Annotated in this window: 11 protein-coding genes; 5 read left to right on the top strand and 6 right to left on the bottom strand. The window is 48.3% G+C overall.

The window, feature by feature from the left end; all coding sequences use genetic code 11:
* Positions 1-29 precede the first annotated feature (29 nt).
* The 5 genes from MKZ32_RS14690 to MKZ32_RS14670 form a co-directional block, all read right to left on the bottom strand.
* A complete protein-coding gene (locus MKZ32_RS14690) occupies positions 30-848 on the bottom strand; it encodes an ABC transporter ATP-binding protein (RefSeq protein ID WP_239797951.1) in 819 nt (272 codons plus the stop codon).
* Positions 849-863: 15 nt separating this feature from the next.
* Positions 864-1,931: an ABC transporter permease subunit gene (locus MKZ32_RS14685; protein WP_239797950.1), complete on the bottom strand. Its 1,068-nt coding sequence runs from the start codon at positions 1,929-1,931 to the stop codon at positions 864-866.
* A 13-nt stretch (positions 1,932-1,944) separates the two neighbouring features.
* Positions 1,945-2,868 carry a branched-chain amino acid ABC transporter permease gene (locus MKZ32_RS14680; protein ID WP_239797949.1) on the bottom strand — a complete coding sequence of 308 codons (924 nt, stop codon included), beginning with the start codon at positions 2,866-2,868 and terminating at the stop codon, positions 1,945-1,947.
* A gap of 62 nt (positions 2,869-2,930) precedes the next feature.
* On the bottom strand, positions 2,931-4,112 hold the full coding sequence (locus MKZ32_RS14675) for a branched-chain amino acid ABC transporter substrate-binding protein (protein ID WP_239797948.1): 1,182 nt from the start codon (positions 4,110-4,112) through the stop codon (positions 2,931-2,933).
* A gap of 655 nt (positions 4,113-4,767) precedes the next feature.
* A complete protein-coding gene (locus tag MKZ32_RS14670) occupies positions 4,768-5,211 on the bottom strand; it encodes a c-type cytochrome (protein ID WP_420887747.1) in 444 nt (147 codons plus the stop codon).
* Between the two features lie 192 nt (positions 5,212-5,403).
* Between MKZ32_RS14670 and lgt the strand changes: the two genes are divergently transcribed.
* On the top strand, positions 5,404-6,198 hold the full coding sequence (lgt, locus tag MKZ32_RS14665; RefSeq protein ID WP_239797947.1) for a prolipoprotein diacylglyceryl transferase: 795 nt from the start codon (positions 5,404-5,406) through the stop codon (positions 6,196-6,198).
* Between the two features lie 65 nt (positions 6,199-6,263).
* Here lgt and MKZ32_RS14660 read toward each other — a convergent pair whose 3' ends face one another.
* Positions 6,264-7,304 (bottom strand): IS630 family transposase, encoded by a 1,041-nt coding sequence (locus MKZ32_RS14660; protein ID WP_239797946.1) that lies wholly within the window; start codon positions 7,302-7,304, stop codon positions 6,264-6,266.
* Positions 7,305-7,765: 461 nt separating this feature from the next.
* Here MKZ32_RS14660 and MKZ32_RS14655 point away from each other — a divergent pair, with 461 nt between their 5' ends.
* The 4 genes from MKZ32_RS14655 (at position 7,766) to nrfD (ending at position 12,924) form a co-directional block, all read left to right on the top strand.
* Positions 7,766-8,371, top strand: coding sequence for a cytochrome c3 family protein (locus MKZ32_RS14655; protein WP_239797945.1), 606 nt, complete (start codon positions 7,766-7,768; stop codon positions 8,369-8,371).
* 42 nt (positions 8,372-8,413) lie between these two features.
* Positions 8,414-10,624: a molybdopterin-containing oxidoreductase family protein gene (locus MKZ32_RS14650; protein ID WP_239797944.1), complete on the top strand. Its 2,211-nt coding sequence runs from the start codon at positions 8,414-8,416 to the stop codon at positions 10,622-10,624.
* A gap of 3 nt (positions 10,625-10,627) precedes the next feature.
* Complete coding sequence (locus tag MKZ32_RS14645; RefSeq protein ID WP_239797943.1) at positions 10,628-11,482, top strand: 4Fe-4S dicluster domain-containing protein; 855 nt, start codon at positions 10,628-10,630, stop codon at positions 11,480-11,482.
* Between the two features lie 77 nt (positions 11,483-11,559).
* Complete coding sequence (gene nrfD, locus MKZ32_RS14640; protein ID WP_239797942.1) at positions 11,560-12,924, top strand: NrfD/PsrC family molybdoenzyme membrane anchor subunit; 1,365 nt, start codon at positions 11,560-11,562, stop codon at positions 12,922-12,924.
* The last annotated feature ends 1 nt before the right edge of the window (position 12,925 follow it).

The raw sequence follows: 12,925 nt of genomic DNA, 5'->3' as shown, positions 1-12,925 counted from the left end.
GTATGCTCACAATATGAAGCATCTTTTTCTTATGATTGGATTCCTGCCTGGGCAGGAATAATGGGTTCTGTTCCCAAATAAGCCGTGATCACCGCCGGATCGCATCGAATTTTTTCCGGCACGCCCTCGGCGATTTTTTTGCCGTAATCGAGAACTGCCACGCGGTCGCACAGGCCGAGAATAAATTTTACGTCATGTTCGATGAGCAGCACTGTAATGCCGCTGGCGCGTATGGATAGTAATAATTCCTTCAGGTTTTCAGTTTCAGTGGCATTCATGCCTGCCGCTGGTTCATCTAGCGCAAGTAATTTTGGATCGGTAGCCAGCGCACGGGCAATCTCCAGCCTACGTTGTTCGCCGTAGGATAGATTTTTGGCCAAAGTTTGGTGCGGGCGGTCTATGCCTACATAGCTCAGTAAAGTACGTGCATGCTGCACGATTTCATGTTCTTCGACGCGTGCTCTAGCATTGCGAGTCAATGCGCCCCAGATGCCGCTGCTGGTGCGCAGGTGACGACCGACCATGACGTTTTCTAGTGCAGTCATATTCGCAAACAAGCGAATGTTTTGGAAGGTGCGCGCAATTCCTGCCTGCGCTAACACATGTGGTTTGCAGCGGCCGCTATACTCCATGTTGTTAAACGTGAAACGCCCACTATCCGCCTGATACAGCCCAGTCAAAATGTTAAAGAGTGTCGTTTTACCCGCACCATTTGGGCCGATCAAGCCATAAATTTCACCACGCCGAATGTGCAGCGAAATATCGCTCAGCGCAGATAGGCCACCGAAGCGTTTGGCTACACCGGACAGTTCGAGTAAATTGATGTCGAATTCAATGGGTGTTGTCATGCCCAGGTATCCTAATTACCGCTGAGCTGCATCATTTTCGGCAACCAGTTCGCGTCGGCGTTGGTTAGAGGGCCATAATCCGGCAGGTCGCCATAACATGACCGTGATCAGCGCTAGTCCAAATAACAGCATGCGCAAGCTTTCCGGGTCGATAAGGGTCTTGCCGAACAGTAGTTGCTGTGCCGGCCCTGAGCCGTGGCGCAAAGCTTCGGGCAATACTACTAGCAGCATGCCGCCTAACAGCACGCCGTTGATGTTGCCCATACCACCTAGTACTACCATGCATAACACTGTGATGGATTCAGTTAGACTAAAACTTTCCGGGCTGACAAAACCTTGGAAACCAGCAAATAAGCCACCCGCCAAACCGCCGAAAGTTGCTCCCATGGCAAATGCCAGCAGTTTGATATTTCGGGTATTGATGCCCATCGCTTCAGCTGCCACTTCGTCTTCGCGAATTGCCATCCAGGCGCGGCCAATGCGTGAATCTTCCAAGCGTAGTGAAATAAAAATTACTAGTAATGTGAAGAAAAGGAACAGGTAGTAATGCAGATGCACAGAGGGAAAAGTGAGGCCAAACAATTCGTGCGTGTTGCCTAAGGAGAATTCGCCGAAACGGATAGGGTCTATCATACTAATGCCTTGCGGGCCATTGGTGATGTTAATCGGCGCGTTCAGGTTGTTGAGGAAGATGCGAATGATTTCGCCAAACCCCAAGGTGACGATGGCCAGGTAATCGCCGCGTAGGCGCAAAGTTGGTGCTCCTAGCAGCACACCGAATATACATGCCAGCAGTGCGCCCAGCGGCAGGACTATCCAAAATGGCAAATGCAAGCCTAATTGAGGCGAGCTAAGCAAAGCATAGCAATATGCGCCCACCGCAAAGAAGGCGATGTAACCGAGGTCGAGCAAGCCGGCATAACCGACTACGATGTTCAATCCCAGCGCCAGCATGATGTATAGCAATGCGAAATTCATGATGCGTACCCAACTGCGCCCGAACAGTTCATCGGTAAAGAAGGGTAACGCCAGCAATACAATGGCGAGCACGACAAATGCCAGCCACGCGCTGTGTCTGTTCATAGAAAACAGATGTTTAAGCACGTTCCGCAACACGCTCTCCTAATAAGCCGGATGGACGGAAGACCAGTACGGAAATCAGCACAAAGAAGGCAAATACATCTTGATAATGACTACCGAGAAAGCCACCACTGAGATCACCAACATAACCTGCTCCTAAACTTTCAATTAACCCCAGCAGCAGACCACCCACCATGGCCCCGCGCATGTTGCCGATACCGCCTAATACAGCGGCAGTGAATGCTTTGAGCCCCAGAATGGAACCCATGTAATAGTGTACGATGCCGTAGTTCGCACTGACCATGATACCTGCCACTGCGGCTAGTGCAGAACCCAGCATGAAAGTAATAGCAATCACACCGTTGATATTCACTCCCATCAGAACGGCAGCGGTGGGATTTTCCGCTACAGCGCGCATTGCGCGGCCCAGACGGGTGCGATGCATCAACAGCAGCAAGCTCCCCATCATTCCTAACGCTACTAATACAATAAGAATCTGCACTTCCGTAATGATTGCACCAGACAGCATATGCGAGTTGTTTGGCAGTAAAGACGGAAAAGCATGGTATTCGCGTCCCCAGAACATCATCGCCAGATTTTGTAGCACAATGGACACGCCAATCGCAGTGATTAGCGGGGCCAGACGTGGGGCATTGCGCAATGGACGGTAGGCGATGCGTTCGATGCCGTAACCTAACGCCATGCATACCATAATCGAAGTTATCAGGCTGATCAGTAATATTAGCAGCGGCGGCAAGCCAGAACCAATGAGCAACTGGATCACTGACATCGCCACCATTGCTCCCACCATCACCACTTCCCCATGTGCGAAATTAATCAGCCCGAGAATGCCGTATACCATGGTGTAACCCAAAGCAACCATGGCATATACGCTGCCTTGCACGAAGCCGTTGACGATTTGTTGTAGCAATGTGTCCAAAGGTTACTCACAAACAAAAAACGACACGCAAGGTGTCGCTTTATTTTTCAATCCAGTCCCAATCAATGCGCGGATAGCGCGGTATTCCCGCCCATGGTTTGCAACGGCTGCCACTTGCCTTGCTGGACTTGGTACAGAGTCACAGCGCCGCCCTTAATGTCGCCCTTTTCGTCGAAAGCGATGTTCGCGGTCACGCCACTATGGGTAATCTTGGCGAGCTCGGGCAGGTATTTCGCTGGGTCGGCTGAAGCGGCTTTTTGCATCGTGGCGATCATCACGTTCACCGCATCATAACAATATGGTGCGTATAGCTGAATGGGTTGTTTATATTTTGCTTCATAGCGCTGGGAGAAGTCTTTGCCGCCAGGCATCTGTTCCAGTGGCACGCCAGGCAGTGAAGCATAAACCCCATTGGCGGCATCGCCAGCCAGATCCAGTAATTTTGGCGTGTAACCACCGTCGCCCATTACAAACTTAATATTTAAACCAAGAGCTTTGAGCTGTTTGGCCATCGGTACGCCTTGCGGATCCATGCCGCCAAAAAACAGTAAATCGGGGTGCTTACCCTTGATGGAGGTCAGCACTGCAGTAAAGTCTACCGCTTTGTCAGTGGTGTATTCATGCGCTACGATCTGCGCACCGTTGGCTTGTACAGATTTGATGAATTCGTCGGCCAGTCCTTGGCCATAGGCAGAGCGATCGTCTATAACCGCAATTTTTTTAGCATTCAGGGACTTTGCTGCGAATTCGCCCAGTGCTTTGCCTTGCTGCCCGTCGTTGGACATCACGCGAAAGGCGGTCTTAAGGCCTTGGCCGGTGTAACTCACCGCTGTTGCGGAAGGGGAAATCTGTGGGATACCGTTATCGCTGTAGATTCTAGAAGCCGGAATAGAGGTACCGGAATTGAGATGGCCGATTACACCATTCACTTTTGCGTCTACCAGCTTTTGTGCCACGATAGTCGCAGTTTTCGGGTCCGCTTGGTCATCCTCGCTGATTAGTTCAAAACGTGCCTTACGTCCGCCAATGATGACTCCCTTGGTATTGGCATCCTCGATCGCCATGCGCGTACCGTTCTCATTGTCCTTGCCAATATGAGCTTGCGGCCCGGTGAGTGGGGCAGCGGCACCGATCTTCACCACTAGTTCATCCGTGCCGCTGGTAACAGGTGTTTTTGATTCGCTGCAAGCCGTGAGGATGGTAATGGACAGGGCGAGGAGCAGGGATGACTGGTTATGCGACATGATGGGTTTAGCGGTAATAAGTTATCGAATGGATTATCTTTAGCATGTTATATTTTTGTCAATTTTGCATATTTTGAATATTGATTGAAACGCAATAATGTAACCAGCATACGTTAACTATAATTATTTTTATTAAAACAATAATTGGATTGCTCGAAGCGATACTTTAGCCAGCTTGAATACTTTCTGGAGATACTGATCCGTGCGTGGTCAATTATTTTTTGTCAATTGAGTGTTAGTCGGAACACGAGCTTTGTTTGGTAAGCTACATCATGACAGCTGGCATGATACTGCCTTTAACCATCAAACCTGATTTAGGCAAGCATGTTGGCGATGATAGGTTTTATATGATTATTGTTGTTAGCACAACGCATCATTGAGATGGAGGATTATGCGGGGCAACAATTAACAAACCTTAGAACGCAATGCAGATACCCGTTTAACATAACATGTGTTGCATCATCATGCGTGTAAATTTGTTACATGTCAGAAACTGCAACTGGAACATTAATAAATTAAAGCCAGCATAAACTGGCTTTAAGGTTTGTTCTGTTTGCAAATTTGATCACATTCATTAAGCGATTGATTGAATTGTTGTGCGGAAAGCAGAAATCGGCTGACGCCGACTTCTGCTAAGAGAAATTTAATCCCTTTATTACTTGGCCAGATCAAGAACGAAATGAACCAGTGTTTTGATGTTTTCAGGTTTTACAGCAGGAGCGTTAGGAGTCATTGGTACAGTACCCCAGTTGCCAGTACCACCCTTGGATACTTTCATGATCAGACCTTCTTCCAATGACATCTTCTTGGCGTCGGGGCTAGCACTGCCAGTTGGCGAATAAGAATACTCTTTAACGCCCTTATACTTCTTGGAAACATCCATCCAAGCTGGACCGATTAATTTTGTATCAATTTTGTGGCAAGCAGTACAGCCGCTTTTCTTGGCCAGTTCTGGCATATCAGTTGCTAAAACGCTACCTGCTGCCATCAGGCCTGCTGCTGCAACCATGCTAACGATGATAGATTTCATTTTCTTAAGCTCCATTATATTAAGTTTTCTTACAATTAAATTATAATTAGACATTGCTGCCCATGCCATTTTAACCAACTCCATCTCGTTTGCAAACTGTAAGGCACTAGACAGTGTTGATAATAACGCATATCTCTAACTGGTCGTTGACAAATCCTGCTTTAGCGTAGCAAATTCTATTTGCTGCGTGCCAGGATAAACGTGATATTAAATCACGTATAATATTGATCTTAAAATCATCGTTAAGATAAATCACTCAGTATGCTCATCCATCCCCAGTTTGATCCTGTGGCCATACACATTGGCCCTCTTGCAGTACACTGGTATGGATTGATGTATTTACTTGCCTTTATGCTATTTTTATGGCTGGGGAAATCGCGCATTCGCACTCTTAATCGTCCTGGATGGGATGACAAAATGATGGATGACCTTTTATTTTACGGCATTCTTGGTGTTGTGCTGGGTGGGAGGCTGGGCGAGGTGCTGTTTTATAACCCCGGTTACTATGTAACTCGCCCGCTTGAAATTCTCGCGGTTTGGCAGGGTGGTATGTCATTTCATGGTGGTTTTCTAGGCGTATTGGTGGCGATGGCACTTTTTGCTCGTCAGCACAAAGTTCCCTGGCTGCAATTGATGGACTTTATAGCCCCGCTGGTGCCATTGGGCTTGGGTGCAGGGCGTATCGGCAACTTTATTAATGCTGAATTATGGGGGCGACCCACAAATGTGGCTTGGGGGATGGTATTCCCCAATGTGGATGATCTGCCGCGCCATCCTTCTCAGCTTTATGAATTTATACTGGAAGGCTTGGTTCTGTTTGCGCTTATGTGGCTATATTCGCGCAAGCCGCGTCCAGTAGGTGCTGTATCTGGTTTGTTCCTTCTCGGTTATGGCAGCTTCCGTTTCTTTGTTGAATATACACGTAACCCAGATGACGGCATATTTGGTCTAATGAGTTTCGGTATTAGCATGGGCCAATGGCTCAGTCTGCCAATGGTGATTGTGGGCTTGGTGTTAATGCTACGGGGACAGCGAAAATCGGCTACGGCTAAATAATTTCATGTGCTCTGCTTTGATTGACGTCTGCCGATTTTTTTGATTATTGATCCGGCACAAATTATTCATGAAGCCGCGTAGGCGACTTTTGGGTCGCCGAAATAACGGCGCACGCGTTCGGGGTTTTGCTCAAGCATGGTCATGTGATCAGTCGCAGCAGCTCTGAGTTTTGCCTTGGTGCGCACTGGCACCTTTGAAGTGATGACGTGCTTGAGATCTGCATTCAGTCTTTCTTCGGGGTTGAGTTCAGGGCTGTAGCTGGGCAAGTAGAACAACTCGATTTTCTGTGCGTTCTCGGCAGCCCAAGCCTTTACAGGTTTGCTGTGATGAACTCTCAAGTTGTCCAGTATCAGAAACACCTTGCGGTCTGTATCCTTGATGAGCGCCTCCAGAAATTCAATGAGCTTGTCGGAGTTAAATGCCTCATCAATAATCATCCAGCGCGTTTTACCCTGATTGGTTACCGTCGCAATCATCGATAGCTTGTGGCGCGTGCCGCCTACTGCGAACGTCACAGGTGTCTTGCCCACCGGCGCATAGCTCCTGCCTCTGACATCCGTGTTGACTAGCGCCGTCTCGTCGCCCCAGTGAATTTCCGCACCTTCTGTTTTTGCTCTGGCTTCAATGGCCGGATATTGTTCATCAAGCCAAGCCTGGACGGCTTCAGGCCGCTGCTCGTATGCTTTTTTAATGGGTTTTTGTGGTGTAAAACCCCAACGTGCCAAGTAGTTGCCTACTGCCCGAATAGACAGCTTGATACTGTGCGCCAGCTCAATGTGCTGGCGCACAGCGGGCCTGCTCCATAGCGCAAAATCCATCTTAAGTTGTTCGGGGCGTCTGTCGCAGATGGTTTGTTGAATCGCCAGCTCTTGGCTAACCGTCAAGCGACGTCCACTGCCAGGTTTTTTACCCCGAACGCCGGGCTTGAGTGCCCCCGAACCTTCAGCCTTATACAACCGCAGCGCCGTATTGACTGCCGTCCAGCTCAGTCCCGTTTGCACCACGATCTCCATCACCGCCACACCTTTGCGGTGCATACGAATGACTTGCTTGCGTCGTTCATGCAGTACTTCTCGCGACTGCTTGCGGGCATCTTCTTTTTCCATACTCCATGGACATCGAAAATCAAGAAAAGTTCACTTATAAATCGTGCCGGGTCTATAGCACTTGATTCCAGCTTGGTGGATTGACTTTGGGGCATACCAACAATCGCAAGCTAAAGATGGATTTCGTTTTATTAGAAGTGTGGCATGCGCAAAAGTTATTCTTTATGCAAAAAACAATAGACATAAAAAATGTAATGTTATGTTTATATATAATTTTTATGTAAATTATTGTGCAAAAGTTAGCGTACTATATTTTGTACTGTTGACTTTATTTTCCAAACTGGACATTATGCCGTCGTTTTATCGCGTCTATCCCTTGTGGAGGGGTATGTACCAAATAAGTAAGTATGTAAATACTTAAGCGATATTGCATCGTTTAAATTACCTGTTGTAAATGTGATATACATGCCGATGTTGTTCTGGTCGGCAGTCTAATTTGTTTGTTGGGGGAGCTACTTACGATGTATTGTTTTTTACGTTTGTCCGTTCTGCTTGTTGGATTGATTGTTTCCGCTGGCAGCTATGCCGCTAATGCGGTGCAGCCCCTCACTACAGCTGACGACTTGGGTCCTAAGGTCGAACAGCCAATTGAGTTTCCCCATGACCGTCACGCTGGTGATGCTGCAAAAGGCGGCATGCAGATAAATTGCATGTACTGTCATACTTATGCACGCCGTAGCATTGTGGCAGGCATTCCGCCGTTGCAGAAATGTATTGGTTGCCATCAAAGCATCGAGTCGGTGCGGGAAACCCCGCGTATCAAGAAATTGTTCGAATATTGGGAAGCTAAAAAAGCAGTGCCTTGGAAAAAGGTGCATGACCTTCCTGATTTCGTGCGATTCAACCATGAGCGTCACATCCAGCGTTTTGTTTTCGCGCAAAACAAGCCGGTACAGGAAGCTTGTGGTTATTGTCACGGCGATGTGAAAACAATGACCGTCGCGCGTCGCCAAAAGTCACTCTCCATGGGTTGGTGTGTGAGCTGTCATCAGAAAGATCATCCGGTAGATGCAACATCCACAAAGACGACTCACGGCCCGAACGACTGCTGGCAGTGTCATAAGTAATCGGTGCGTTCACAAGATAAAGATTTCCAAGAGGTATCAGCAATGATTGAAAACAGTTTTAATCGGCGAGATTTTTTGAAGGTGCTGGGGTGGGGCGGTGCGACGGTCGCATTAAGCGGATGTGGCAATACCTCAGTTGAGGATGGAAAGGAATTTGTAACTTCCTATGTCCAGACGGCGGACTATATCATTCCTAGTATTGGCACATACTTTAACTCGACTTGTGCGCAGTGTGATGCTGGGTGCGGCATTATGGGGCGAGTGCGAGAAGGTCGCGTGCTTAAGCTGGAAGGCAATCCAAAATCATCCATTAATAACGGCAAAATGTGCGGTTTAGGGCAGGCCGGAGTGCAGGCGCATTACAACCCAGATCGCATCCGCGAACCGCTGTTGCGCAATGGTGATAAAGGTGAAGCGATAACATGGGAAAAAGCGCTGGCGTTAATCAACGAAAAGGTCGGTGGTGTGAAAGCAGAGAATGTCGCCTTCCTGACCGGTGGTGTTAGTGGACATGTCAAAGCATTATTGAAAAATTATCTAGATGCGCTGGGCTCTGGTCATCATTATGTTTATGAGGCAGTTGCACCGTCAGTTATGCGTGCAGCTAATAAAAAGGCTTATGGCGTAGAGATGCCGCGGTTACGTCTAGACAAGGCTAAGGTTATTCTTTCATTCGGAGCCGATTTCCTCGGTGCGTGGGTCTCACCGGTGCATTTCTCCCAGCAGTATGCTCGCTTCCGCAAGGCTGATAATGGCGAGCGCGGGGTGTTGGTGCAGGTTGAATCCAAGATGACATTAACTGGTGCGAATGCGGATCGTTGGCTGGCTATACGTCCTGGCACTGAAGGCATCCTCGCGCTGGGATTGATTAATGTGCTAGCTGCAGCAGGATTATCTGTTCCAGGAGATGTCGCTGCTGCTGTAAAGGAATACACCGCAGACCGGGTAAGCAAAGATACCGGAGTGTCTACTGAACATATAGGCAAGCTTGCAGCATTACTTAAGGAGCGTAGCCCTAGCTTAATAATTGCCGGTAGTGCGGCCGAGGGCTATGCGCACGGTTCGCAGAATGCCACCGCTATCGCTTTGTTGAATCAAGTATTAGGCAATGTCGGTAAGACGGTAGAAGCACCTTCTGGTATACCATTTCCGCAAATAGCGCCGACTACTGGCAACCGCTTGGCGTTACAGACACTCAATGACAATATGGCGCAAGACAAGGTTAAAGTGTTATTCAGCTATGGTGCAAATCCAATGTTCACTGCACCTGCGTCCATGAAACTGAAAGAAAACTTAAAGAAAGTACCTTTTAAGGTGGCGTTCGCTCATTACATGGATGAAACCGCAGTAGAGGCCGATTTGGTGCTGCCGTTGAATTCTGCTCTGGAGGACTGGGGAACGGTCATGCCGGAATATATTGCGGAAGGTGCGCAACTAAATATTCGGCAACCGCTGATGGAAAAATTGCACCCCGGTACACTGGGCATGGGTGACATCCTGCTTGCCTTGCTCAAACAACGCCGGCCAGATGAATATAAAGGCTATGAAGATTTTTATTCTTACTTGCGTAATGCAATGGTGTCGAACAAGGGCGCGTTGGGTGGTGCGAATGCGGACGACGATACATTTTGGGAGGCTGCTTTAAGCCATGGTGTGGTCAAATTAGTAGGCGCACCTGTCAATATATCCAGTCATGCACCCGTCAATGGCTTGGTGGTGCCAGCTCCGTTTGTAGAAGATAGTACGTATCCGTTGCACCTGATTCCTGCAGTGAGCGCCAGCTTACGTGATGGCCGCAATGCCAATGAACCTTGGTTGCAGGAATCACCGGATCCGTTAACTACTATCGTGTGGGATAGTTGGGTGGAGATGCATCCCAAGACCGCCGCCAAGTTGGGCATTGTGGAAGGCGACATTGTTGAAGTGGCTTCAAAAAGCGGTGCTATTAAGGCGCAGGTCTATGTATTTACCGGTATTCATCCCGATGTAGTTTCAGTGCCGTTGGGCTATGGTCATGAGGCGATGGGACGTTATGCAAAGGGTGTCGGTGTTAATGCCTTCAAGATTCTTGATCCCGTATTCGACAAGGAAACCGGAGAGTTGGCAATGCACGAGACGCGCGTTAAAGTCAGCAAGGCTGGGCAGCGTGTGATCATCGTTAAAGATGAAGGCCCTGCCGGTGGCCAACAGATGGGCAGAAAAATAGCGGTAAGGATGTCATCTGATAAAGTGAATCTTTCGAAGGAGGTGTAAAAGGTGTCCATTACCAACTTATTAGAAAACTGGTCTGACTTCCGCCAACAGCATCCGTCGGACGACAGGCCGCACCGGGAATACAAATGGGCGATGAGCATAGACTTGGATTCATGCACCGGCTGTAATGCTTGTAGCGTGGCATGTTATGCAGAAAACAATCTGCCCGTGGTTGGCAAGGAGAAATTTGCACATGGGCATTCCCACCATTGGATACGCATCGAACGTTACTGGGATAATGATGGCCGCGAATTTGCCGATCAGGGGGCGCAGTTTCTACCTATGTTGTGTCAGCATTGTGAGGCTGCACCGTGCGAAACGGTATGTCCAGTAGGTGCTACCAACCACACGGCGGATGGTCTGAACTCGCAGGTTTACAATCGTTGCGTCGGCTCACGTTACTGTAACGCGAACTGCCCGTATAAGGTTCGCTACTTCAACTGGTATGACTATCCAACTACTGCTAATGTGTGGCCGGAGCCGATGAATCAGCAGCTCAATCCAGACGTGACCGTGCGTGGCAAGGGTGTGATGGAAAAATGTACGTTCTGTGTGCAGCGATTGACTGTCGCCAAGAGCAATGCACGTAGCGAAGGACGAAGTGTACTTGATGGTGAAGTGCAGACTGCCTGTCAGCAAGTTTGTCCGACGGGAGCTATATCTTTTGGTAATCTGGTTGACCCCTTGGCTAAGGTTGGTAAACAGTGGATGACGCAACAGGTTGAACTAAATAAGGATAAACAAGCAAAGGACGCAGCAGAAGAGGCTGTCAAACTGCGTGGCTATCGCATTTTGGAAGAGTTGCGCACTTATCCGTCGGTGATGTATCTGGAGCAGTTGCGTGAAAGCGCTATTTAAGCAGCGTAATGGGGATGCCGCGTGGGAAGCGGCATTGAAGCTACTTTCACGCAAGCATAAGGGGAGGAAATAGAGCAATGGGAAAAGATATACGCGAAGATATAGCTTGGGCACAGATTAACAAAGATGTGCTCAAGAGTTTGGAGAGTCCAAGAAGGCTGTACTGGGTGATTTTATTTATCGCACTTGCCATGATAGGTGTGGCGGTGGGAAGCGAAATTTACCAGTATCAGACTGGCATGGGTGTTTCCAATAAAAACAACTCTCATGTCTGGGGTTTGTACATTGCCACCTTCATTTTTTGGATAGGCATGAGCCATTCTGGAACTTTGCTGTCGGCGATTCTGCATTTAATGCATGCCGATTGGCGTAAGCCAATCTACCGTTTCGCTGAGGCAATGACAACCTTCTCGTTGATGACGGCAGGCTTGTTCGTCCTGGTGCACTTAGGCCGTTTATGGATGGTCTATTATGTGATGCCTTACCCTAATGAGCGTTGGGTATGGCCAAATTTCCAGTCCCCGCTAGTATGGGATATGTTCGCGATTGCCACCTATTTAAGCTCTTCCGTTCTCTTTCTTTACGTCGGCATGATTCCTGATCTGGCAATTTGCCGTGACAATATCCATTCGGGTTGGCGTAAGAAATTATACACGGTGATGTCACTTGGCTGGGAAGGAACTGATCGCCAGTGGCGAAACTTCAGAATCACCTATCTAACTATAGCTTGCTTCCTGATTCCACTGGCTGTGTCAGTGCACTCCATCGTGGCTTCAGACTTTGCTATGTCGAATATGCCCGGTTGGCATGTAACATCGTTCCCTCCTTACTTTGTTGCGGGTGCCTTATATTCCGGTTGTGCGGCGATCATCACGCTTTTTATTATCTTGCGATATGTGTTCAGGTTTGAAGAGTACATGACGTTGCCTATTATGAAGAAGCTGGTACGCCTGACCTTCGCTATTGCAATGGTGTGGACTTACCTCAATCTGATTGAGTTTGCTTCAGTATGGTATGGGCATGACCAGACAGCCAAGGATCAATTAATTTTTAAGGCTACTGGCCCTTATGCCCCATTCTTCTGGGCAATGATCTTCTTTGGATCCATTTTGCCTTTGATGCTAGCATTTAAACGTTTCCAGACCCACCTTCCAATATTGTTCGTAGTATCGATATTGCTTAACGTGGGTATGTGGCTGGAACGTTGGATGATTATAGCGCCGAGTTTCGCTCACGGCCACTATCCCTGGACTTGGGATCATGATCAATGGCCAAGCTTAGTGCAGTGGGGTATCGTATTTGGTAGCTTTGGCTGGTTCACTTTATTGTTTATGGTGTTCTGCAAGGTATTCCCTTCCGTTTCTATGTATGAAGTCAAAGAAATGGTGTATCACCGTAGTCTAGCGATGAAGCACAAACCTGCTGTGAAGGGAGAGTACTAAA

The organism is Candidatus Nitrotoga arctica, from assembly GCF_918378365.1.
GTDB classification, from domain to species: domain Bacteria; phylum Pseudomonadota; class Gammaproteobacteria; order Burkholderiales; family Gallionellaceae; genus Nitrotoga; species Nitrotoga arctica.
Note: the sequence above shows the minus strand (reverse complement) of the source record. Positions and strands in the feature narration are given on the sequence as shown.